The sequence below is a fragment of the Paraburkholderia sp. BR13439 genome (genome assembly GCF_040948805.1).
In the GTDB taxonomy this organism is placed as follows: domain Bacteria; phylum Pseudomonadota; class Gammaproteobacteria; order Burkholderiales; family Burkholderiaceae; genus Paraburkholderia; species Paraburkholderia youngii.
Window position 1 is genome coordinate 1 of the sequence record NZ_JBFPKN010000044.1, and the last position, 22,416, is coordinate 22,416.

Annotated in this window: 21 protein-coding genes and 1 pseudogene; 10 read left to right on the top strand and 12 right to left on the bottom strand. The window is 57.6% G+C overall.

Translation table 11 applies throughout. The features are described 5' to 3' along the window. The 3 genes and pseudogenes from AB3X96_RS39885 to AB3X96_RS39895 form a co-directional block, all read left to right on the top strand. A pseudogene (locus tag AB3X96_RS39885) lies at positions 1-117 on the top strand (IS5/IS1182 family transposase); the annotation flags it as partial. Positions 118-215: 98 nt separating this feature from the next. Continuing rightward, positions 216-611, top strand: coding sequence for a hypothetical protein (locus tag AB3X96_RS39890; protein ID WP_368594086.1), 396 nt, complete (start codon positions 216-218; stop codon positions 609-611). A 384-nt stretch (positions 612-995) separates the two neighbouring features. Then, positions 996-1,682 (top strand): TIR domain-containing protein, encoded by a 687-nt coding sequence (locus AB3X96_RS39895; protein WP_368594087.1) that lies wholly within the window; start codon positions 996-998, stop codon positions 1,680-1,682. Between the two features lie 762 nt (positions 1,683-2,444). On the opposite strand, the gene ltrA is transcribed toward AB3X96_RS39895, so the two are convergent. From ltrA to AB3X96_RS39915, 4 genes are all read right to left on the bottom strand, one after another. Beyond that, positions 2,445-3,833 (bottom strand): group II intron reverse transcriptase/maturase, encoded by a 1,389-nt coding sequence (gene ltrA, locus AB3X96_RS39900; RefSeq protein ID WP_368594088.1) that lies wholly within the window; start codon positions 3,831-3,833, stop codon positions 2,445-2,447. A 1,101-nt stretch (positions 3,834-4,934) separates the two neighbouring features. Then, a complete protein-coding gene (locus AB3X96_RS39905) occupies positions 4,935-5,267 on the bottom strand; it encodes a hypothetical protein (protein ID WP_368594089.1) in 333 nt (110 codons plus the stop codon). Between the two features lie 65 nt (positions 5,268-5,332). Beyond that, the gene (locus AB3X96_RS39910) at positions 5,333-5,554 is read right to left on the bottom strand and encodes a hypothetical protein (protein ID WP_246392449.1); all 222 of its coding nucleotides are present in this window, start codon (positions 5,552-5,554) and stop codon (positions 5,333-5,335) included. Between the two features lie 19 nt (positions 5,555-5,573). Further along, on the bottom strand, positions 5,574-6,023 hold the full coding sequence (locus AB3X96_RS39915; protein ID WP_368594090.1) for an SOS response-associated peptidase family protein: 450 nt from the start codon (positions 6,021-6,023) through the stop codon (positions 5,574-5,576). A 592-nt stretch (positions 6,024-6,615) separates the two neighbouring features. Here AB3X96_RS39915 and AB3X96_RS39920 point away from each other — a divergent pair. Both AB3X96_RS39920 and AB3X96_RS39925 read left to right on the top strand, forming a co-directional pair. Continuing rightward, entirely contained in the window at positions 6,616-7,467 is an 852-nt protein-coding gene (locus AB3X96_RS39920) for a class I SAM-dependent methyltransferase (RefSeq protein ID WP_368594091.1), read from the top strand. Between the two features lie 375 nt (positions 7,468-7,842). After that, positions 7,843-8,544 (top strand): GntR family transcriptional regulator, encoded by a 702-nt coding sequence (locus AB3X96_RS39925; RefSeq protein WP_368594092.1) that lies wholly within the window; start codon positions 7,843-7,845, stop codon positions 8,542-8,544. A gap of 206 nt (positions 8,545-8,750) precedes the next feature. Here AB3X96_RS39925 and AB3X96_RS39930 read toward each other — a convergent pair whose 3' ends face one another. Further along, positions 8,751-10,421 (bottom strand): electron transfer flavoprotein-ubiquinone oxidoreductase, encoded by a 1,671-nt coding sequence (locus AB3X96_RS39930; RefSeq protein WP_368594093.1) that lies wholly within the window; start codon positions 10,419-10,421, stop codon positions 8,751-8,753. Positions 10,422-10,917: 496 nt separating this feature from the next. Between AB3X96_RS39930 and AB3X96_RS39935 the strand changes: the two genes are divergently transcribed. The 5 genes from AB3X96_RS39935 to AB3X96_RS39955 are packed head-to-tail and all read left to right on the top strand — an operon-like array spanning position 10,918 to position 14,465. After that, positions 10,918-12,105, top strand: coding sequence for an NAD(P)/FAD-dependent oxidoreductase (locus tag AB3X96_RS39935; RefSeq protein WP_368594094.1), 1,188 nt, complete (start codon positions 10,918-10,920; stop codon positions 12,103-12,105). Further along, entirely contained in the window at positions 12,083-12,583 is a 501-nt protein-coding gene (locus AB3X96_RS39940; RefSeq protein WP_368594095.1) for a HutD family protein, read from the top strand. The genes AB3X96_RS39935 and AB3X96_RS39940 overlap by 23 nt, the downstream gene beginning before the upstream one ends. Further along, entirely contained in the window at positions 12,540-12,737 is a 198-nt protein-coding gene (locus tag AB3X96_RS39945) for a hypothetical protein (protein WP_246392609.1), read from the top strand. Before AB3X96_RS39940 ends, AB3X96_RS39945 begins: the two co-directional genes overlap by 44 nt. Before the next feature lie 49 nt (positions 12,738-12,786). Beyond that, a complete protein-coding gene (locus AB3X96_RS39950; RefSeq protein WP_368594096.1) occupies positions 12,787-13,536 on the top strand; it encodes an electron transfer flavoprotein subunit beta/FixA family protein in 750 nt (249 codons plus the stop codon). Next, the gene (locus tag AB3X96_RS39955; protein WP_368594097.1) at positions 13,536-14,465 is read left to right on the top strand and encodes an electron transfer flavoprotein subunit alpha/FixB family protein; all 930 of its coding nucleotides are present in this window, start codon (positions 13,536-13,538) and stop codon (positions 14,463-14,465) included. The genes AB3X96_RS39950 and AB3X96_RS39955 overlap by 1 nt, the downstream gene beginning before the upstream one ends. Before the next feature lie 638 nt (positions 14,466-15,103). On the opposite strand, the gene AB3X96_RS39960 is transcribed toward AB3X96_RS39955, so the two are convergent. The 7 genes from AB3X96_RS39960 to AB3X96_RS39990 form a co-directional block, all read right to left on the bottom strand. Continuing rightward, positions 15,104-15,949, bottom strand: coding sequence for an ABC transporter permease (locus AB3X96_RS39960; protein ID WP_176112072.1), 846 nt, complete (start codon positions 15,947-15,949; stop codon positions 15,104-15,106). 2 nt (positions 15,950-15,951) lie between these two features. Then, a complete protein-coding gene (locus tag AB3X96_RS39965; protein ID WP_368594098.1) occupies positions 15,952-17,220 on the bottom strand; it encodes an ABC transporter permease in 1,269 nt (422 codons plus the stop codon). Then, the gene (locus AB3X96_RS39970) at positions 17,217-18,263 is read right to left on the bottom strand and encodes an ABC transporter ATP-binding protein (RefSeq protein WP_368594099.1); all 1,047 of its coding nucleotides are present in this window, start codon (positions 18,261-18,263) and stop codon (positions 17,217-17,219) included. The genes AB3X96_RS39965 and AB3X96_RS39970 overlap by 4 nt, the downstream gene beginning before the upstream one ends. A 122-nt stretch (positions 18,264-18,385) precedes the next feature. Beyond that, positions 18,386-19,468: an ABC transporter substrate-binding protein gene (locus tag AB3X96_RS39975; RefSeq protein WP_176112075.1), complete on the bottom strand. Its 1,083-nt coding sequence runs from the start codon at positions 19,466-19,468 to the stop codon at positions 18,386-18,388. 53 nt (positions 19,469-19,521) lie between these two features. After that, positions 19,522-20,832: an amidase gene (locus tag AB3X96_RS39980; protein WP_246392568.1), complete on the bottom strand. Its 1,311-nt coding sequence runs from the start codon at positions 20,830-20,832 to the stop codon at positions 19,522-19,524. A 29-nt stretch (positions 20,833-20,861) separates the two neighbouring features. Beyond that, complete coding sequence (locus AB3X96_RS39985) at positions 20,862-21,071, bottom strand: hypothetical protein (RefSeq protein WP_176112077.1); 210 nt, start codon at positions 21,069-21,071, stop codon at positions 20,862-20,864. Between the two features lie 5 nt (positions 21,072-21,076). Then, a complete protein-coding gene (locus AB3X96_RS39990) occupies positions 21,077-22,219 on the bottom strand; it encodes a M24 family metallopeptidase (RefSeq protein ID WP_368594100.1) in 1,143 nt (380 codons plus the stop codon). Between the last annotated feature and the right edge of the window lie 197 nt (positions 22,220-22,416).

The window sequence follows — 22,416 nt, forward strand, 5'->3', positions numbered from 1 at the left end:
TTCCGGCGTCTCGCACGTGACTATGAACGGCTCCCCGAAACTCTCGCTGGGCTTCATTTCGTCGTCTTCGCAATGCTCATGCTTGTCCACGCCGTGTCAGTACTTCAAAGTTCCTAACACGCTCTAGCCAATCGCGGTGCCTGCCGCCCGGAGTCTGGCCGGCGACAAGCGATCCCACGGACCACGGTAACCCTTATGCGTTTTATGACGCCGGAATGGGGTTCGTGCAGGCAGGAATTGCAACGGTGAAGGAGGAAGGACCGAGTTCTTCCACGAACTTTCGCAAACAGGCGATCTTTACGCTGACCGAAGAAGGTAAGAAGCTGCTGGTTACGAATGAGCGGCAGCCGTTTCCCAGCAAGCTGTACGGCGCATTCTGCTATGGGAAAGCAAAACTCACGAAGGTCCTGAACTGGGACGAACCGATGAAACTAGGCGGCGCCGTGGTCACGACTGTGACGTACGCCTACGAACTAACAGACGTACCGAAGTGGGCGGAAAACAAACAGCTTCAGACGTCATTCCCCGCCTTAGGCAACGACGTCACAGGCAAGGGTAAAGCGAACCTTGGTGTTTCGTTGACCGATGGGCATTGGCAGCCTGCCACCTGATTGGCTCGCTGGGGCTGAAAATCTGCCCAATGCAGCCTCACCGTGCCATGGGCGGAAATCGAACGTGGCCGGTGCCACAGAACGTGCGTGCTCGAAGCAAGAATCGCGAACTTTCGACCGTTACCGCCCTACGACCGAGCCCCTCGGTGATTCACCATTGACTCGCATTCGCTCACAACTGTATGGGCGTCGGGAATCGTTAATGTAGCGCCGAGCTTCATCGCAAAGGCCAATCGACAAGGGTTGACGATTTTCCGGCGTCGGCAGTGACATCGGCTAAGTAAGAACATTTTATCAATAACAAAACGGGGTAACCGTGAAGGAAAGATTTGAGGCAGAAGCGCGGTGCCAAAATCTCATTGACGCGCTTGAAATGCAAGGAATTTGCCGCGGTATTCCAGAGCTGCCGCAGCGGCTGGCCAATACGGTGGACTTGTCGAGTTTCAAGACAATGAAAAGCTCATCACACAGGGCGAGCAATCCAGCGACGTTTATTTTTTGTTGACTGGGACTACGAAGATCATTGTTGGTAAGAAAGAAGTCGATCGCGTTGATGCCGGTCGGCACGTAGGTGAAATGGCGGCAATTGAGGCACTGCCGCGCTCCGCGACTGTGATCGCTGACCGCGCTATTGTCGCTATTAAACTATCCGAGACTCAATTCATCGAGCTGTGCGATCAGTTTCCCCGGATCTACGAGCACCTTGCTGTGGAACTTGCGCGGCGGCTGGAGCGACGCAACAAGGCGCTTGCGCGCTCAGACGAAAAAGTGAATGTCTTCGCGATTTCATCAGTCGAAGCCCTGTCGGTCGCTGAGACCGGTGTCCTCGCGTTCGAACATGCGGAAAACATCAAGTTTTGGAACTGGCCAGACAATGTGTTCGGAGTGAGCAGTTATCCGCTCGACGACCTCGAGCGTCATCTGGACACGGCGGACTTCGCGATTGCCATCGCACAGGATGATGACCTCACTACATCCCGCAAGGAGAGGAAGCCAAATCCACGCGATAACGTCATCTTTGAATTGGGACTTTTTATGGGGAGATTGGGGTTCGCCGCCGAGCCACCTTGATGAAGCCAAAGGGCGTCGCTGTAAAGCTGCCTAGCGATCTTGCGGGCGTGACTACTATCGAGTATCCAGCAAAACTGTCTGAAGACTCACCTGACCGTGACATGGCGGCGGCATGGACGAAAGTCCGTGCGCATATCGAGAAGGTAAATCGATGAACAATGGTGAGATAGCGAAAGTCCGTGATGCAATCGAGCAAGGTCTCGATCGCGCTGAATCCAATTGGGAGAAGGTCGGGCACCTGAGTGAGGCGCGACTGCATAAGTCGGTCGAATCGTACGCTATGGACAGCGCCGACTCGAATATCCCTGGTTATCCAGTTGCGTCAGCAGATAGACCAAAAGTCGACGAGTTCATTGCGCTAGAATTGACATGCGGGGATCGACTCAAAGACTCAAGACAATTAGATCTACGGACTGCAACGGGTCTATTACGAGACGTCTGCGCTTTTGCCTGCCGTCGCCGTTCCCTGTGGCTTTCAAGGCGGGACGGTCACGGAATATTTGGGTGACGGCGGGTTGATATTGTTCGGGGTGGACAAGGACGACAGGGAGAAGTCTGTCCGGCTCGCATACCGTTCCGCGGAGAATTGTATCGGTAGAGTCGAGATGTGGCGCGGTAGCAGTAGGTCCGGTTTGTCTGTTGTCCGCCCCTTTCGTTTGGCGGTGTCCCATTAACCTCGCCGTAACCCCGTTTCCACATCCCGCTCATCGAACCGGACGTGCAGATCTCCCGCATCCGGCTCTCGGACAAGACTTCACGCCTTCACACACGCCAGGCTACACCTCCGCGCGCGCTCAAACGTACGAGACCGAAGTGCCCGTAGAGGTGCGAGGATGGATAGCTCCCGCCCCTTCGTCGCCTGAGCTTATGCTTGTTGCGCAGCCACCGGCGCAACCGCGTCGCGGTGTAGCTGTCGAGCGCACGGTAGGCGCGGCTAACGCTTCCAACCTGGAAGTAGTTGGCCCACCCACGTAACGTGCGGTTCAACTTGCCCACCAACTCCGTGGTCTCTTGCCATGCCATCCTGAGCGCGGTCATCGCATGAATCTTCTCGACCATGCGACGCATACTCTTCTTCGACGGGCGCATACCCATACGGGCCTGGCCAGTCGTCGGTGAGTACATCTGCCCAAACGTGTAACCCAGGAAGTCGAATTCACCTTCCGGGACCTTGCAGATTCGTGTCTTTTCCTCGTTGACCGTCAACTTCAGTTTGCCCATGATCCCGCGCAGGTTCAGCAGCGCCTCTTCGGCCTTGCCTCTCTTGCACAGGATCACGAGATCGTCCGCGTAGGTCACGATGCGACTGCCAAGACTGCGCTGAAGTCCGAGCTTCTTCCATGCCAGTACGAACCGGCGCATGTAGACATTTGCCAGCAGTGGTGAGATGGGAGAGCCCTGTGGGATACCTCGCCGGCCGTCTCTGGCCTCCGTCGTGCGCTTCTTGCGGCCTCGGTTGTCGGTTTCTTCAACGGGACATTCCAGCCACATCCTGATCAGATGCAGCACACGCCGATCCACGATGCGACGCGCGAGCGACAACATCAATTCGGCGTGTGGAATACTTCCGAAGTAGTCCGCCAAGTCCGCGTCAACGACGGCCGTTTGCCCTCGGTGCAGCCGCTCCTCCACCTCGACTACCGCTTGCTGGGCATTGCGCCCCGGGCGGTAAGCGTACTGCTCTGACGGAAGATCCGCTTCGAAGATCGGTTCGAGTACCAGCATCGCTGCTGTCATGCACACCCGATCCCGCAGGGTCGAGATGCCCTGTGGCCTCAACTTGCCATTGGCCTTCGGGATAAACACTCTTCTGATATGGTCCGGTCGGTAAGTCTCCTGCCTGAGCGCAAGCGCCAGTTCACCGAGCCACTTCTCCACCCCGTACGCCTCGACCTCCGCGAAGTCCTGCCGATCGACACCCGGTGCGCCCTTATTCGAGCGGCACTGAGCGTACGCATGCGCCAGCACATCCTCGCTATAGATCTTGTCGTACAGCGCGTAGAAGCGATACCCGGCTTCTGCCTTCGCTTTCGCGTGTAACGCCATCTGCAGCTTCTGAACACGAATCGGAGTTGATAGGTTGCCCAATCTCCACGCCCTCACTACGTATTGCGTCTGTCTTGAACTGAGGCCCCTTTCCTCCGCCGGCATTACACCGGCTTCATCGGTACTACGGGCCTCTCCGTCACCCCAAGGCGCCCGGCCTGTCCCTCACGGGCGTCCGGTTGGTCATCCCTGACCACGCCGAGGGGCTTCCCGTGTTGCGTGCGCTTTCCTTGTGTGCATGCTGTCGCCACTACCCCGGCGCAGCGGCTGGGCGTCCTGCCTGCTCATTCACCCAGACGTATCAGCCTTCCCCGATATGGCTGTCGGGTCGGCCTGCGCATCGACCTTTTCGAGGCTTGCTCAGCGTTCACTCGCGTTACGGCCTGCACACTCGCGCTGTCACCGTATTTCGTGACACGCTTCACCGAAGGCTTCAACCGCTTCGTTACCTCCACGATTGCTCCGGTTGCTTCCGGCTGGAGCGGTTGCCGGGTGGGGCTTTCACCCACTGGAAAAGCGCCGCCTTGTCACGGCGCACGCCATATGCGGTCGCTGATCAACGACGCCATCGCAAAACGTTACTCGCTACCGGCAGTTTCACTTGGAGCTGGGCTCGCAATGAGCAAAGCAATGATCACCTTGGTCGGAATACAAGGAACTATCAGCCTAAAGCGATTGGTTCGTGTGTATGGGATGCCACGAAACTCAGTGGCGGAGTAAACGCCGTCCACGTTTCGCGCGATATAAACGGCGTATGGCCAACATCACAAGGCGGCTTAATGCGATTCAGGCAGCTTGATCTGAAACACGTCGAGGGGTACAAAATGTATAAGGAACCGGCGACAAGCCAACGAGCCCTCGCGAATTGAATGACCGTTTCCCGGGCAGATTGGAGATCTGTCCGAGCGACGTCGCAAGCGAACGACTACTGATGGCCGACTTTTGCCTAGGCGACCTATCCTTTTAATCTACAAGGGGTAACTGCGGGCCGCTGGTCGTATCGGCCACCGGAGATTTCCGCGGGGGAAGAGGGTATGCCTCCGCGAGCATTGCTTCCACTGGATAGAGGTTCAAAAAAGAGCGCGCCTCGTCGATCGATCGGGTTACCTCGCTTGCCCCGTGTCGTAAACACGCCTGTATTCAGGGGCATTCGCATTTGCTCACTGCACCTTCGCGGTATCATCGATCGCAGCAGGCGGACGCATGCTATGACCGATCGTCTGCATTCACTTCTTCATCGTCCTCCGGGAGCTCGAGCGGCGCGTTCGATTCCGCATCTGACCATGCGGCGGGTATGGCATCAATCGCTTTCAACCCATAATCCTCCGGGCACTCAACGATCGCATCGATCTCTTCAATGATGAGTTCGCGTACATATGCGTTCTCGTCCTGCCCGAACCGTCGCCACGCGCGCTCGATGACGTGGTGCACCATCACGACGGATCGCGCATCTATCTCAATCGCTATGCGGATATTCAGAAATGGATTACTCGCCCGTGGAGACTGCCACCGACCAACCAGAAACTTCGCGCTCATCATTCAACCCGGGATGTTATTCGCACCAGCATACCCAGCGCAGACGGTAGTCAAGTTGACGTGCTTGCTCAATCGACAAGCGGTAGCTGCGGATCGCCGGGTCGGTCGGCCACTCGCAATTTACGCGGCGGAAGGGGATATGGTTCCGCGTGCATTGCTTCAACTGGATAAAGCTTCAGAAAGGACCGCGCTTCATCGGTCGATCCGCAGGAGAGCCAATCGCCATACTGCGCCGGCGGGACAATGACGACTGAGCGCTTCTCGGCACCGGGCTTGTGAAAGCGCTTCATCAGCGGATGCTCGTCTGAGTTAACGGTGAGCATCGTGAAGGAGAGGGTATGCGAGCCGTCGACTTCCTTCCAGGGAGCGCCAGAGCCCGGCGATCGCGAGCGGTTCACCGCTAGCTGTGCCGATTCTCCAACGCACAGCCGTACCTGTCTCGTAGTTGGGTTCAAAGAATGCACTACACGGGACAAGGCAGAGTTGGAGATTCTTCCACGCGCCGCAGAAGCTGCGTTTCTTCCCGACTGATTCCGAACGCGCGTTCATCGTATCGAACGCCTTCACACCCGGAGGAATATGCCGCCGCGGAACGATGCCGAACCAAGCGCCAAACGTCTCGAATGCGTCGCCACCGCGGCGCAAGATCGGCGCGTAGTAGTCCTTATAGATCTCGCGCTTGTAGTCGAAGTCCGGCTCCGGGAACAGGCTAAAAGCGTCCCAGGCGTCGTTAGGATTTGCGTCGTAGCTCGTGCACATCAGTTCTCTCCGATATTTCGCCACGTTTCGCCGACGCTCGATGCTTACGGTTGCGGCTTCAGCGCTCCGGTAGCGGCCGAAAAACAGTAAGGCAGCTTCGGGCGACTGGATACCGGTTCATTGCCGTGGTGAGCGTCGAGCCCGTGATCACTTCTGTATCTCATGCTTAAACATTGAGCAAGGCATTCAAATGGGTTGGCTCCCAGTGTCGTGCGCGGACGCACTGCGCATGACATGGTTCCGGCGCCGCCCGAAAAACCGGTGTGATCGTGCGTAGCGACCGTGGCGGTCACTATCGTCGCAGCCAGAGTTGGCGCAATCCCTCGGCGACGCTCACATTGCGCGCTTTCCGACACTGACATGGCGAATTGGCATACACCTGACAATATCGACACCATCTGGCCATCGCATACCTGCCCGAACCATCTCGGCACGTCTCTTGCACGTTCGCTGGCGTCATGCGTGAGTTGTGGAATATCGCTCCAGGCTGCGGCAATAGCGTTGCCGCGCGATGACTCCCGCTTGCCGATTGAACCGGCTCGTTTGGCTGCAAGCTGAAAAAAGCTTCGGATAACATAATGAGGATTACCAAATGCAAAGTAAACAGCACGTGATGGGGGACAGGGATCATCGCGCTTGGGTGGGTCCACCTGATTATTACGACCGCTTGGGTGCCGTGCAATTCGTTACATTGCTTCTGCTGGGGTTGAGAGAGGAACACTTTTTATTGGATATCGGATGTGGTTCACTACGTGGAGGCAGGTTCCCTTTGATGTACCTCAATCCCGATCGCTATTTCGGCATTGAACCGGAAGAATGGTGTCTTCGGCAAGGCATCGAGGCGGAGGTTGGCTCCGCACTTGTCACTTTGAAGCGACCACAATTTTCATTCAATTCTGATTTAAATACAACCAGTTTCAATTGCCAGTTTGACTACATAATTGCCGCCGGCATATTCATGCACGCGAGCAAAACGCAAATTATAACGTGCTTAAAATCAGTGTCTCGGAGTTTGCGATCTAATGGGAAATTTGTGGCGGCTTTTCTGGAGGGAGGTTCAGACAGCAGCTGCGCACACTGGTCGTATCCGGCAGTTCAGTATTACAAGGCTTCAACCCTTCGTTTGCTCGCGGGGGAATGTCGATTAGAGCTCGTCCTCCTCGATGCTCCGCACCCACTAGGGCATCAATGGGTTGTTCTAACGCATATGAAGGAGCAGCAACACGTTAATCATCACCTTGGACTCGATGCGTTCTCGTGGGAAGAATATCTTTCGTTTCAGTTATCGAAACGAGGAATAGCTCCCAAGAGTCATGAAGGCTATTTGCGTCATGACCTGAGCAGGGTCATTCGCGGCGACGACGAATCTGTTGTTCCGCAAGCGAAATTGTCGTCATCAGAGCCACCAATCGACGACGCTGCGGCTCACACAATGGAGACTTAGGGCGCGCGCCAAAGCGCCGTTGTGGCGATTGTCGCCGTGCGATTCTTGACCATCGGCAACGCTGAATGTCCGTGCGGTAGGCTCGCGAGCGCCCGGGGCGCATAACGTTCTTGCTTCCCCTCGCTGTTGAGAAATCGGTAGTTGGCTGCGGACCCCTGAACCAGGGGCTAACTGTTCGCAAGAGACGTTGCGACAGCGCATGATGGGCGGGACCGTTGGCTACGCTTCGCCGTGCGATTTGAAAATACACACGGTTGGCACAACCGCTTTCGAATCTAGCAGTTCGGTGGAGCCCAATTCACGGAAACGGATGCAGACGCTTTTTAACGTGTAGCAGGCGACGGTCTTAATGCTTCGCTCCGAGGGAGGTCTTTGATGTCACAGGTAGCAAAAACAAGGGTATCAAGAGCTGGCACCGTGGACAAAGCGCCGTCAATCCGCTATCCGATATCGAAGATCCATCAGACGTTACGTGATCGGATCTGCACTCTGTATTATCCCCCCGGCACCGTATTGCGCGAGACGGCGCTTGCGGATGAATTCCACGTCAGTCGCACACCGATTCGGCAGAGTCTTCAGAGGCTCGCATACGAAGGCCTCGTGGAAACAAGAAATGGCATCGGTACGATAGTCACGGGCGGTGATCTCCGGGAATATCGTGACACTTACGCATTCCGGCTAAGGTTGAGCGAGATTCTTGGCGACTTTTGCTCTCCAGCAGACGCTCCCCACGCGCTCGAGCGGATGCAACAGTTGGCGGTTAAAGCGACGACGCTGCAACACAGGCCACCGAATTCAGGAGCATTCTGGAAAGTCCTCGATGAGTTGCATTCCGTAATCAACGGCCTCATAACGAACGTACAAGTGCGCCAAGCGCATAACCGCTGTTACGTGCAAGTCTCACGGGTTAGGCTGAATATTGTGGAACTTGTATGGGACGAAGAACTTAGAAGTCTTAATAGGGAGCTGGACGAATGCTGCTTGGCGCTGCGCGCGGGGGACATGCGTGCTCTTGGACTTGTGCAACGCAACCACATCTCGTTCGGTCTCGCACGCATCGCTCGGCTGATCTCATAGTGTGCCGGACAGGTCGTGTAGTTTGGTCGGTGCCGCCGTGCTGTAATTCGAAAATGCGCCAATACAGAAATGAAGACCGGCTCACACAGCCTGACAGAATCACGATGTTCGCGTTCCTCGGGATGTCGCGTTCGACTGCTCTTGCCTGATATCGGTACCTGGGTAGAACTTCAGGCGCTTGCAGCCTATCGGAGCCCTCGGCCTGGCTACATATTCGGATAGTTCGGCCCGCCACCGCCTTCCGGCGTGACCCACACGATATTCTGCGTCGGGTCCTTGATATCGCAGGTCTTGCAGTGCACGCAGTTCTGCGCATTGATGACGAGCCGCTCGTTGCCTTCGTCGTTCTTCACGAACTCGTACACGCCAGCCGGGCAATAACGCGACTCCGGTCCGGCGTAAGTCTGCCAGTTCACGTTGACCGGCACGGTCGGATCCTTCAGCGTCAGGTGCGCCGGCTGATTTTCCTCGTGGTTTGTGTTCGAGATGAACACCGAAGAGAGCCGGTCGAACGTCAGCTTGCCGTCCGGCTTCGGATACGTGATCGGCTTGCACTGCGAAGCCGGCTTCAGCATCTCATGATCGGAATGCTGGTGATGCAGCGTCCAGGGCACGTTGCCGCCGAGCAGCTTCTGCTCGACGCCGACCATCAGCGTGCCGAGGTAGAGACCCTTGCTCATCCACTGCTTGAAGTTACGCGCGCGATACAGCTCGGTGTACAGCCACGACGTCTTGAAGGTTTCCGGATAAGCGGTCAGTTCGTCCGACTGACGGCCGGCCTGTACGGCGGCGAATGCGGCGTCGGCGGCGAGCATGCCGGTCTTGATCGCGGCGTGCGAACCCTTGATGCGCGACGCGTTCAGGAAGCCCGCGTCGTCGCCGACAAGTGCGCCGCCCGGGAACACCAGCTTCGGCAGCGACATCAGACCGCCCGCGGTGATCGCGCGCGCACCATACGACACGCGCTTGCCGCCTTCCAGAATCGCGCGGATCGCCGGATGCGTCTTGTAGCGCTGGAATTCCTCGAACGGTGACAGATACGGATTCGAATAGCCGAGGCCGACCACGAAGCCGACCACGACCTGGTTGTTGTCCATGTGATAGAGGAACGAGCCGCCGTAGGTGTCGTTTTCGAGCGGCCAGCCGGCCGTGTGCATCACCAGACCCGGCTGGTGCTTGGCGGGATCGATCTCCCACAGCTCCTTGATGCCGATGCCGTACACCTGCGGATCGACGCCGTCGCGCAGCTTGAACTTCTCGTTCAGCTGGCGGCCGAGGTGGCCGCGCGCGCCTTCGCAGAACAGCGTGTACTTCGCGTGCAGCTCCATGCCGAGCTGGAAGTTCTCGGTCGGCTCGCCGTCCTTGCCGATGCCGAGGTTGCCGGTCGCGACGCCCTTGACCGAGCCGTCGTCGTTGTACAACACTTCAGCCGCCGGAAAGCCCGGGAAAATCTCGACGCCGAGCGCCTCGGCCTGCTGACCCAGCCAGCGCGTGACGTTCGCGAGGCTGATCACGTAGTTGCCGTGGTTCTTAAAATTGTCCGGCAGCGCCCAGTTCGGCACGCTCTTCGCACCCGTTTCGCTCAGAAAGAGGAAGCGGTCTTCCGTCACTTCAACATCTAAAGGCGCGCCATTTTCCTTCCAGTCGCAAATGAGTTCGGTGATGGCGCGCGGGTCCATGACCGCGCCGGAGAGAATGTGCGCCCCGATCTCCGAGCCTTTTTCCAGCACGCAGACGCCAATCTCGGCGCCTTTTTCCGCCGCCCGCTGCTTCAGACGGATCGCCGCGGCAAGGCCAGCCGGGCCGCCGCCGACGATCACGACGTCGTATTCCATCGATTCACGCGCGTTCTGCACGGATGCAAGTTGTGAGGTCATGCTCAAGACATTTCTTGTAAAGGTTATTCTCAGCCTACCCGCTTTGAAGTCGAACAGCGCTCACATAAGCGAAGCTTATGGAGCACAAACTGGCGACGCTCCAGGATTCGGGACGGAGCTACCTCTAGCCATCAGCCGAAGAGATAGGCATATGTAGCGATTAAAACCAGTATTCCGACGATCTCCCCCACCACAGACGCTACTGGTTTCGGAGCGAACAGCCGTACGAGGCCTCTCGTCGAAAGGCCAGACAGAAATGCGATGGTGATCGACGCTATCGCTAAATATGCGCCATGCGCGAATGCCAGCAATTGAATTTTGCATCCCGTGGACAACCTTGACGACCCAAATAATGCCACGGGACAAAGTCACCGTACGTGGTCCTCGCCTGTTCGAACGACCCACTTATGACCTTTCATCAGAATTGCTTATTGAAGCATTGGCGAGCATCTTCGGGTGCAGACTCTGATCATCGTTTCTGTCAAAGGACATGGCCGTGAACAACTACGATGTTGTCGTAATTGGAGCTGGGGTGATCGGTACCTCGGTCGCGTTTCACCTACAAAAGCTGGGCGCCAGAAACGTGCTGGTACTCGACCGCGCGACCATTGGCGCAGGCACGACGTCACAATCGTCTGGCATTCTGAGAACGCATTATTCGGTAAAGGAAAACGTCGAATTGGCACGTAAGTCGTGGTCGATGTTCAACGATTTCGCTGCCTATCTTGGCGACGAAGAAGCTTCTTGCGGCCTGGTCAAGTGCGGCTACATGATCGTCTCGGCGGATAACGAAAAACTTGAACCGCTCCGTGCATCGCTGGAGCAACAGAAGGCCCAGGGTATTCCCCTCGAACTGCTCGATGCGCAGCAGGCAAAAGAACGCATGCCGATTGCCACCTTCGACGACGCCGCGCTAATCGGCTATGAACCGGAAGCTGGGTTCGCGGATGCATATCTCACTGCAACCAGCTTCGCACGCGCCGCGCGACGTGGCGGCGTGACGATCCGCGAGAACGTTACTGTGAACAGGCTGTTGATCGAGAGCGGAAAGGTGGTGGGCGTGTCGACGAGCGTGGGCGATTTCAGTACCGGTGCCGTTATCAGCACGCAAAACATCTGGACGCCGGAGCTGGCTGGCTGGACCGGCAGGACGCTCCCACTTGCGCCGGAACGTCACGCAGTTCTTGCGCTCGAGTGCCCCGAAGCGCCCTACACTTTCCAGATGCCGGTATTCAAGGATCTCGCATCGGAAGGCATGCTGTATTACCGCAGTTACGGCGGGAACCGGATGCTGGTCAGCGAAGGAGTGGTCGGCGAGAAACTGAGCACGGCAGACACCGAACAGGGAGACATCCCGATGGACTATGTCGTCGATGTCGGCGCACAGGTCGCCGAGCGTTTCCCGGCATACGAGACGGCAGGCATCGCGTCTTCATGGACCGGTGTCTATGACGTGACGCCGGACTGGAATCCCGTGCTCGGCGCGCTGCCAGGTATCGATGGCCTGGTGGTCGGCTATGGCTTCTCGGGCCACGGCTTCAAGCTTTCGCCCACGGTTGGGAAGATACTCGCACAGGCTGCGCTGGGTCGGCCGATAGATGTCTCGCTCAAACCCTACTCTATCGAGCGGTTCGCCACCGGCGAGCTGCTGACCGGCAAGTATGGCCTCGGCGCCGTTTCGTGAAGTGACAGCGTCTGTCGAACTGGCGGTCCGGCCACTCGCTTGCATAGCACCGCAAGCCTGGCGCAATGGCCAAAGTACGACGCGTACCCTGGCAGAGGCCGCTGACGGAGGCTGGCGTATCAGCCTCGCCGACGTCGAACGCGATGGCTCATATTCGCGATTCGTCGGTATGAACCGCGTGTCGCTTGTCGTTCGGGGTGTAGGCGTCACGCTAAATGCCGGCTCAAGACGCATAGACATGCGACGCGGATGTGTGTCGGCGGAATATGACGGAGACGCCATCTGGCAAGCTAGTCTGCTTGACGGGCCAGTCCTGAAACTCAACGCCATCGTCGCGCGAGAGCGCTACACCGCTCGCATCGTGGTTCTACGGGAACCAATGCATCTACCGTCCGGATGCCTCGCGCTCGTGCTGACCCTGCATGGAGCCATGCATGCTGCGTGCACGCGATCTCTGCGAAACGTTCTTGCTTCCTGAAGCATATGTCTACACGCGCCCGGAAAACGGCGGCGCGTTCGACATCGAGGCAGCCCGCGATAAGGAACAATACGAGTTGAACGGCGAGGCGCACGACGAAGCTCAGGCGCCCTACGCGGCACTCGTCATTATCGAACAGAAAGCGCGCGGATGACATGCGCGCGCTCCCAAATTCCCCCCCCCGAGCAACGAGGAAACCAGGCATGAAGGTCATGGCAGCAGTTAAACGCGTTGTCGACTACAACGTAAAGGTCCGCGTGAAGGCTGATCAGACGGGCGTCGACATAGGGAACGTAAAGATGTCGATTAATCCTTTTGACGAGATCGCCGTCGAGGCGGCGACTCGCCTGAAGGAGGCTGGAGTCGCTCACGACGTGATCGCGGTCACTTGCGGCCCCGCGCAAAGCGGCGAGACTCTGCGTACGGCGCTCGCTATCGGTGCCGATCGCGCTCTGCATATCCAGACTGAAGCTGAACTGCAACCGCTGGGGGTCGCGAAGCTGCTGAAGGCCGTGGTCGAGCGCGAGCAACCGCAGCTCGTCATTCTCGGCAAGCAGGCCATTGACGACGACGCCGGTCAGACCGGCCAAATGCTCGCCGCACTTCTCGACTGGCCGCAAGCCACATTCGCAAGCGCTATCGAGATCGAGGGTAACGTCGCCACTGTTACCCGGGAAGTAGACGGCGGCCTCGAAGTGCTTCAGCTGGATCTTCCGGCCATCGTAACGACTGACTTGCGGCTGAACGAGCCACGTTACGTGACGCTACCCAACATCATGAAAGCGAAGAAGAAACCGATGGACACGGTCACGCCGGCCGATCTCGGCGTGGATCCCGCGCCGCGGCTGAAGACGCTGAAAGTCGCCGAGCCGGCCGCCCGCAAGGCGGGAGTACGCGTGGCGGACGTCGCCACATTGATCGACAAACTGAAGAATGAAGCAAAGGTGATCTGATGACCACACTCGTCATTGCGGAACACAGAGACGCGGCGGTCTCGTCCGCCACACTGCACACAGTCAACGCAGCGCGCCAGCTCAATAACGGCGTGCACATGCTTGTCACAGGTTATAACGCGCATCCCGTCGCCGAAGCCGCAGCCAGAATCGAAGGCGTCGACGTCGTCATTCTGATCGATGCGCATATTCTGGCCGATGGCCTGGCGGAAAACATCGCCGCACAGGTGATTGCACTGGCGCCGTCTTATACACATGTGCTGTTCGCTGCGACTGCTGCGGGCAAGACCGTCGCACCGCGTGTTGCTGCAAAACTCGACGCATCTCAGATCTCGGACGTCATCGCCATTCATTCGGCCGATACGTTCGACCGTCCGATCTATGCAGACAACGCCATCGCAACCGTGCAGTGCGACGATGCGATCAAGGTAGCGACGATCCGCACTACCGCTTTCGACGCCGCGCCCGCGACTGGCGGCAGCGCATCAATTGTCACGATCGAAGCTGCCGAAGGTACACGGCGGGTACGTTTCGTGCGTCGCGAAGTGGCTGAAAACGAGCGGCCGGAACTAACGTCAGCACGAATCGTCATCTCGGGTGGGCGCGGTATGGGTAGTGCGGAGAACTTTGCGTTACTCGATCCGCTGGCACAGAAGCTCGGTGCGGCGGTAGGTGCGTCACGAGCCGCGGTGGACTCGGGTTTCGCTCCGAACGACTGGCAGGTAGGACAGACCGGCAAGATCGTCGCTCCGCAGTTGTATATCGCCGTGGGCATTTCCGGTGCGATTCAGCATCTGGCCGGCATGAAGGACTCAAAAGTCATCGTCGCTGTGAATAAGGATGCAGAAGCGCCGATCTTTGGAATTGCAGATTATGGGCTGGTCGGCGATCTCTTTTCTGTATTACCGGAGCTAACGAGCCAGATCTGACGCTCGCGATGAGTCCTTCATCATGGGCCGCCGTTCGCTACGGTGGCACAATCCGTTTTTTTCGTCATTCCCCGCGATAGCTATCCGATCGCAAGCCAGCTAGCGCTACATGGCGGAATCTCCTGCCGCGTCAAGCTTTCGCTTCGCACGCCAACCAAGGCCGGCGGAAGCAGCACGGTCCCCATATTGCCGAATAAGACGCACTTGAGTATGCGCCGAACCTTTGGATAGCATGCGAGCACAGTTGCGGACAGCGAGCCGCGATCTGGCAGCAGCACTATCGGCAGTTTCGTGCTGCCGGACACAATCAAAAAACTACCACTAGGCAGTCTATACACCGGGCGGTTCGATATCGGATCAAGACTTAGCATGGACATCAGGCGGCCCTTTGCGCGGTCGCGCTGCCGGCGGGCTACCTGTATCTGCCGACATATCGGCGATCAATTACGGATGTGAAGGCTTGAACGATCGCGGCGAATTTGAGGATATGCCCCCCGCACCTTGACTTGCTCAACGCGACGCATGTCAGGCGCGCGCCAACGAGTTGAATTCCTGAAGCAGATAGCAGCAACGGCTGCGGCTCAATGCACGTGGGTGCTCTCGTGCGGTAGTCCACCCGCACGCCCTCTTCTGGCGCCTCAGCGAACATGCGCCGCTCTTTTTCTCAGCACGCCCATCAACCACATCAAAACAAGCGAAAGCACAATCCAAAGCGTTGCCGCTGCAAGAATAGCCGGGCTGATCTGCTCCCGAAGTCCAGACCACATCTGTCTTGGCAGCGTGAAATACTGCGGACTTGGAAGAATGAAAAGCGCGAAAACTACCTCGTCAAACGATGTGATAAACGCGAGTACCGCGCCGGCCGTCACGCCTGGCATGATGAGCGGAAGCGTTACCTTTCGAAACACCATCCAGGGCGGCGCCCCCATGATGGCGCCCGCCCGTTCAAAGGACCGATCGAGGCCGCTCACAGAGGCAAGCACCGTAACTACAACGAAGGGGATGCCAAGCGCGGTGTGCGCTGCAATGAGACCCCACAAGTTATCAACGAGCCCTACCTTTGCGAATACGAAGTAAGTTCCCGCTCCGGTGACAATCGTTGGTACAACCATCGGTGCGAGAATGAAGCTCATGAGGAGCGACCTGCTGGGCAGCAAACGCTGCCTCAGGCCCAGCGCTGCTGCTGTGCCAATGGACGCAGAAAGAGCCGTTGTGGCAACGCCCACAATGAGGCTGTTCTTGACCGAAAGCAGCCACCTTGGGTTGTCGAAAAACGATTCATACCACCGAAGCGACCACGCATCAGCTTGCAAATGCAACATCGCTCGAGAGAACGTGAAATAGGGTTCCGCGTTGAACGAAAGAGGGATGATGACAAGAACCGGCGCGACGAGGAAAAGAAAGATTGTCGTGCACATTACGGCAAAAAGTATGCTCCATCCCTTTTCGACGGGAGAACGAAACGGCTGGCTATGGACGTTCATGGTTACCCCATCTTGAGATTTTCAGCGCCAACCATTCGGTTGTACACGAAGTAGAGCGCGAGCACCGCAACAAGTAGTACGATGCTAATCGCTGCCGCCAGCCCCCAGTTCAACGAAGTCTGTATGTTGAAAGCGATCATGTTCGAAATCATCTGGCCAGACTGTCCGCCGACAAGTGCAGGCGTGATGTAATAACCCAAAGCAAGGATCAGTACCAGCAAACCACCGGCGCCTACTCCTGGCAAAGTAATCGGAAAATAAACTTTCCAGAACGAAATGAACCGCCCTGCTCCAAGAGATTGTGCAGCTCGCATGTAGCTAGGTGGAACCGCAACCATTACGCTGTATAGCGGCAGAATGAAGAACGGCAACAGGATATGTGTCATGGAGATCAGTGTGCCCGTCAGGTTATAGATCAACATGACACGGTTGTGGTCATTGACCACTCCGGCCAGAACGAGAAGATCGTTGAACACTCCTTGAGATTGCAACATCACCATCCATGCAGTGACGCGAACAAGCATTGACGTCCAGAAAGGCACCAGCACCAGAATCATCAATTTATTCGCAGTGGACTTTGATCGTGTCGCCATGAGGTAAGCAATCGGATACCCCAACACAGAGCACAACGCGGTAACGGCGACGGAAACCAGGAACGTTTTCAGGTAGAGCGAGCGATAGATTCTGCTGTCTTCCGGTTGTGACTCGATACTGCCTTGCTCATCGCGTCGGAAGTCTAGCGCCGCAAGGTAATTATCTAGCGTGAATGGTCGCGTTGCGCGTGCAAGCATCGGTATCACGCCGGGATCAGTCCATACCGGATCCACGTTCGCGAACCACTGAGCAGTCGGTACTTCGTCAGCAGTAGCAGCGCGCCGCGCCGTACGTTCAACGACAGATCGAAGCCCCGAGCGTTCGGCATTCAGTCGCCTCGCGACCAGACCGAGCTTGCCATTTTCTCTTGCAGTAACGAGGTCACGGGCCAGAGCTGTCCACATCTGACCTGCCGCGTCCCTGGAACCGGCGTCGAGGGCTCGAGCGGTCGCCGGAAGAAGGTCGCGCAGCGTTGCATCGTAGACGCTGACCTCAAACATCTTCGCGATCGGCACAACAAAGGTCAGCAGCAGGAACACGATCACCGGCAGGACAAGCAGAAAAGATTTTCGCGTCTCGCGGCGCCTCGCCTTCTGAACCCGGCTCTTTAACGTAGCGCCACATTGTTCGTCATGGGAATCGTCAGGGCCGCTCTCAGCTATTGTCACCGGATTCATGTCGGGCCTCCCGCAGCCAACAGCGCGCGGCTGTCAACTGAGCGCCAGCCGATGGGTAGCGTCTGTCCTGAGCGAAGAGATCCGAGGCTGGACGTGTTCGCGATTTTCACTGAAATTTCGTTGCCGCTCGGAATCTTGCATGTCAGTCTGACGTGATCGCCATAGTAGGTCGACTCAATGATCTCCGAGTTCACACGGTTCTCGAACGCCGTTTCGTGCGAGGCAATCACTACGCGCTCGGGACGCAACACCAGAGACACGCGCGACCCCGACGGCAGCGGCTTTGCAGTGCGTGCCTCAAACTGGCATTCTCCGTGAGTGACTTTTGCGCGGAAGTCGCCGTCCGCCGACGCGTAACATTCGCGTACGACACCGTCCAGCAGATTGTTGTCGCCAACGAACCGCGACACAAACTCGGTGTTTGGGGATTCATAAATCTCGGTCGGCGGACCGATCTGTTCTATGATTCCATTGTTGAAGATTGCGACCCGGTCAGACATGGCCAGCGCTTCATCCTGATCGTGGGTGACATAGACCACCGTCACGCCAAGCATCTTGTGCAGATGCTTGATTTCCGTTTGCATGTGCTCGCGAAGCTGTTTATCCAGAGCACCAAGAGGCTCGTCCATCAGCACCAAGGTGGGCTCGAAGACCAAGGCACGGGCCAGCGCGATCCGCTGCTGCTGGCCGCCAGAGAGCTGAGCCGGCCGACGGGAAGCGAATGCATGCATCTTCACCATTTCCAACGCCGTTGCTACTTTTTTCGCGATCTGGTCTTTGGGAACCTTTCTCGCTGCAAGTGGAAAGGCCACGTTGTCTGCGATCGACATATGAGGAAACAGCGCATAGTTCTGGAAGACCATGCCAATGCCCCGTCTATGCGGCGGCGTCGTTGTCAGATTCACACCGTCGATGCTAATCGTCCCAGCAGTCGGCGCCTCAAAACCCGCCAGCATCATCAAGGTTGTTGTTTTGCCGGATCCCGACGGGCCAAGCAGGGTCAGAAACTCACCCCGCCTGACCGCAAGGGAGAGCGATTTCACCACTTGGGTGCTCCCGTCGTAGCTCTTTTCTACCTGCGAGAATACGACGTGGTTCCCGTCGGCCACTCTCGAACTTCCATTTCGTTGCTGGGAAACGTTTCGCATTTGCGTTACCTTGATCCTTAGCGGGCCATCCAGGCGGCCCAGCGCCGGTTAATTTCGTCCTGCTCATCGTTCCAGAATGCAGTGTCGTTCGCGAGGCCGACCTTCAGATTGGCGGGCGACGTCGGCAGGTTGTCCCGCAAGGACGCGTCAACAAGCTGAAGTGCCGAGCGGCGCGCCGGCGCGTAGCTGATATATTTCGTCTGACTTGCAAGCTGCGGCGACGATGTCGCATACCGGATGAAATCGAGTGCGGCCGCCTTGTTTTTGCTCGCCTTGGAGATCGCAAAGACATCTCCGTTGATGATCTGTCCTTGCCAGACGATGCCGAACGGTTTCTTTTCTTTGGTAATAGCGTCGGTGAATCGTCCATTACCGCCTTCGGTCATCGCGACTTCACCGTCGGCAAGAAGTTGAACCGACTGCGCCTGCGCTCCCCAGAACACCGCACTTGGCTTGATCGTGTCCAGTTTCTTGAAGGCGCGCTCAAGTCCTGCCGGCGTTCGCAGCGTCGCGTAGACCTTGTCGCGAGGCACGCCATCCGCCATCAGGGCCCATTCCAGATTTCCGTTCGGTTTATTGCTAAGTCCCCGTTTCCCCGGGAATTTTTTCAGATCAAAGAAGTCTGCGATCGTCGTCGGTTGGGCTCCGGAGAACTTTCTCTTGTCAAATGCGATTACGTTGGACCAGAGAATGGTTCCGGCACCACAGTCCAGCAATGATCCGTTGACGAAGTCGGCCGATGCAGGCTTGCCATCCGGTGAAGGAGCAAGGGAACTCGCCTTGATGGGGTCGATCAACCCCTCGTCGCAGGCTCGCGCGGCATCCTGAAACTCAAGGTCAATGACGTCCCAAGCCCCAGATCCGGCCTGTACCTGGGAGCGCAGCTCCGCGAGACCGCCGTTGTAATCGGCCGGCAAGATCTTGGTGCCGGTCTTCGCGGTGTAAGGCTCAAAGAAGGCCTTGGACTGGCTGGCGGTATATGCCCCACCGAAAGATGCGATGACCAGCTGTTGAGCCTGAGCCGATGTAGCTGGCAGAACTGCTGCCAGGACGGTGAACAGGCACGCCCGTGCTTGCTTCGATGTGTTTCCGATTTTCATACATACCTCTCTCGACGATACGTTAAGGGTCATTGTCACGAGCTAGCAGGCGTTTAGACCTGCGCCAAGTCCTTCTCCAAACGCCGGGCCAACTGGAGAACCCACTTGTCGGCACCTGCGGCGCCAACAAGTTGCACACTTACTGGGAGCCCTCTGTCATCCTGTCCTGATGGCAGTGCAACTGCGGGCGCTCCGACGAGGTTGAAAAACGAGGTGTAAAGTGTCAGCGCATTCCCGACGGGACACAGTTGCTCGCCGATCGGCACCCTGGTGCTCCCGATCTCAGGGGCGACGATTGGACAGGTAGGTGTGAGAACTACGTCGACATTGTCGAACTGGCGCGAGAAGGAGCGTCGATATTCGGTCAGAAGCCTTTGACATTGCACGTAACTCTCAGCGGACAACTGCTGACCTAATATAAAACCACTCCTGATATCGGCACCATACTTTTCCCCGCACGTCTCGATCAACGGCGAGTGATAGGCGAGCGCCTCGGCGAGCTGGATCGTGAGCGACACTGTTCGAGATTCGGCGGCATCGGGCAACTCGATCTCGTGAAAACGGGCTCCCAGCCCGCGCAGCGCAGCCAGAGCCGACTCATAACCGGCTCTGACCGAGGGTTGAAGAACGAGAGCTGCGTCGGGCAGTACGCCCACCCGGAGCGACCTTGCGCACTTGACGGGACTGAATGTGTCCAGGTCGGTCAGCCATGCCGTAACAATCGACACGTCGTCCGCGCTTGCAGCAATGATCCCCACGTGGTCCAACGTCCAGCAAAACGGGATTACTCCCGTCGAGTCGAGCAGTCCAAAAGACGGCTTGAATCCGGTGACGCCGCACAGCGCGGCAGGAACGCGCACTGAGCCGCCGGTATCGGTGCCCAACGCAAATGGCACGATGCCGGCTGCCACAGCTGCGGCGGATCCCCCGCTGGACCCGCCAGCCAATCGACTCCGGTCCCACGGGTTGACTGTTGTGCCAGTGAACAGGTTTTCGCCGGTCGCGCCATAGGCAAACTCGTGCATATTCGCTTTGCCAATCAGGACAGCGCCAGCATCCGCAAGCTTTCGAACGACTACGGAATCTTCCGTTGGATAGTGCTCCGCATATACCCGGCTCCCGGCCGTTGTCCGGATGCCCGCTGTGTTGAAAGCATCCTTTGCGACGTAGGGAACGCCGTCCAGCAATCCTAGCGAAGCCCCGCGGCGACGCCGATCATCCGCCGCCGCTGCTTGCTCCCGACCGCGTTCACTGGTCACGGTTATCAGGCATTTCAGCCATGAATTGGTCGCCTCCGCAAGCGCCAGACTATGCGCGATAAACTCAGACGACGTAGCGTCGCCATTGGCTAGCACTCGCGACATATCTCTGAGGTTTGTGCCCCGTACCGGTGTCATGATTGCGTACCCTCGGCCCACGGCGGCGCCACGTCGCCGAGATCTTTTGCCCGAATCTCCGCAAGGCGCCCGACGAGACTGGACAGGTCCGATACCACGCCGAAACGCGGGTCCACCAGCTCAGTGAGGTCCTTTTCGGTCCAGCGACTGCCGAAGAACTCCCGGTTGACCGCGATGAGGGTCTTCAGTGCGATTCCATCAGCCATAATCTTCACGCCACCGCCAGCTCGCGAGGATAGTTGGTCAGGTATTCGAAGCCATCCGTCGTAACAACTATCGAATCGCCGACTCGCCCGCCAAACTCGCCTTCGATGGTAATGCCGCCATCGACGGCGAACGTCATGCCTGCCTCAAGCGTGCGCTGTTCGCCGCGCTTGAGCTCTGGCGTTTCGAGGAACGAATATCCGATCGAACGTCCGGTGCGATATCCCGGCGCAAAGCCCGCGTCCTTGTACACCTGCTCAGCAGCCGCATTCACATCTTCGCACCGTACTCCGGGCCTGATCTGCGCCAGTGCCGCCTGTTGCGCCGCTACCGCCGCTTCGTAGACGCGAGCCTGCTCGTCGGTCACCGACCCAACGAAGAACTCGCGGTCGAATCCAAGCTTGTAGTTCTTGAAGTTGGCGATTCCGCAGAAACACAAATACACCGGGTCGCCTCGCTTTAACGTGCGAACCGAGGATCTGCGGTGCACGAGGCAGACGTCGCGCCCCGACTGGAGGATCTGCAGGTTGTAAATGGTCGGGGACACAAATCTGTCCTTGTGCTCATCCAGGAATGACGCTGCTTTACGCGTTCCGGCGGCGACGACAGCCAACGCGATTTCATATTCGGGTACGCCTTCCCGGATCACCTGTTTCGCTGCTTCGACCATTGCCACTGCAACGTGACCTGCCTGCTTCATCGTGGCGATTTCGCTCGAGGTCTTGATCGTCCGAAGATCGAGGATGATCTGACCAACATCGACAATGTGGTCCGCATCGACAAGCAGCGCCGCTGCCACGAGCGGCGGCATCTTTGCGCGCTCGACACCGAGGCGTTTAACCTTTGACGCCGCGAGCACTTCCCGCAGCGGCTTGCGCCACTCGTCGTCAATGCCGTCACACCAGGGACGGATGTCCTTGATCCATGTCATCAGCGAGCACATCTCCGATTCCATCAGAGGAGTAATCAGCACCGGGTCGCGATCTTGCGGAACGACCAGCAAAGTTGGCCTGCCGAAATCCATTCCAAGGTAGTTCCAGAAGCCGCCGAAATAGGCCACTGCATCGGGGTCGCTGATCAGAGCAACGTCAATATTCGCGACGCGGAGTGCATCGCGCAGTTTGCTTACCCGGCCTTCGTATTCGCTCACAGTTCCTCCGTCTCGTTAGCTGTATGCAGCAAGTACACAGCTCCACTCTAGGAACAACAATTTTCACTGTCAAGTACGGGATTCGTCTAGGATAAGCACTGTATTCAACCGACGGAATCGGTTTGATAAACGCAGAAATCTTGTTTTGGTTCCGTCACTTAATGCAGAACCACGTCAAGCGCCCCCTGTAACTCACG

Coding starts and splice junctions, on each gene's coding strand:
- AB3X96_RS39965 (WP_368594098.1), bottom strand. CDS start 17,220: ATGAATCCGGTGACAATAGCTGAGAGCGGCCCTGACGATTCCCATGAC.
- AB3X96_RS39930 (WP_368594093.1), bottom strand. CDS start 10,421: ATGACCTCACAACTTGCATCCGTGCAGAACGCGCGTGAATCGATGGAA.
- AB3X96_RS39975 (WP_176112075.1), bottom strand. CDS start 19,468: ATGAAAATCGGAAACACATCGAAGCAAGCACGGGCGTGCCTGTTCACC.
- AB3X96_RS39955 (WP_368594097.1), top strand. CDS start 13,536: ATGACCACACTCGTCATTGCGGAACACAGAGACGCGGCGGTCTCGTCC.
- AB3X96_RS39945 (WP_246392609.1), top strand. CDS start 12,540: ATGCTGCGTGCACGCGATCTCTGCGAAACGTTCTTGCTTCCTGAAGCA.
- AB3X96_RS39925 (WP_368594092.1), top strand. CDS start 7,843: ATGTCACAGGTAGCAAAAACAAGGGTATCAAGAGCTGGCACCGTGGAC.
- AB3X96_RS39940 (WP_368594095.1), top strand. CDS start 12,083: ATGGCCTCGGCGCCGTTTCGTGAAGTGACAGCGTCTGTCGAACTGGCG.
- AB3X96_RS39890 (WP_368594086.1), top strand. CDS start 216: ATGGGGTTCGTGCAGGCAGGAATTGCAACGGTGAAGGAGGAAGGACCG.
- AB3X96_RS39950 (WP_368594096.1), top strand. CDS start 12,787: ATGAAGGTCATGGCAGCAGTTAAACGCGTTGTCGACTACAACGTAAAG.
- AB3X96_RS39910 (WP_246392449.1), bottom strand. CDS start 5,554: ATGAAGCGCTTTCACAAGCCCGGTGCCGAGAAGCGCTCAGTCGTCATT.
- AB3X96_RS39980 (WP_246392568.1), bottom strand. CDS start 20,832: ATGTCGCGAGTGCTAGCCAATGGCGACGCTACGTCGTCTGAGTTTATC.
- AB3X96_RS39905 (WP_368594089.1), bottom strand. CDS start 5,267: ATGATGAGCGCGAAGTTTCTGGTTGGTCGGTGGCAGTCTCCACGGGCG.
- AB3X96_RS39915 (WP_368594090.1), bottom strand. CDS start 6,023: ATGTGCACGAGCTACGACGCAAATCCTAACGACGCCTGGGACGCTTTT.
- ltrA (WP_368594088.1), bottom strand. CDS start 3,833: ATGCCGGCGGAGGAAAGGGGCCTCAGTTCAAGACAGACGCAATACGTA.
- AB3X96_RS39960 (WP_176112072.1), bottom strand. CDS start 15,949: ATGAACGTCCATAGCCAGCCGTTTCGTTCTCCCGTCGAAAAGGGATGG.
- AB3X96_RS39985 (WP_176112077.1), bottom strand. CDS start 21,071: ATGGCTGATGGAATCGCACTGAAGACCCTCATCGCGGTCAACCGGGAG.
- AB3X96_RS39920 (WP_368594091.1), top strand. CDS start 6,616: ATGCAAAGTAAACAGCACGTGATGGGGGACAGGGATCATCGCGCTTGG.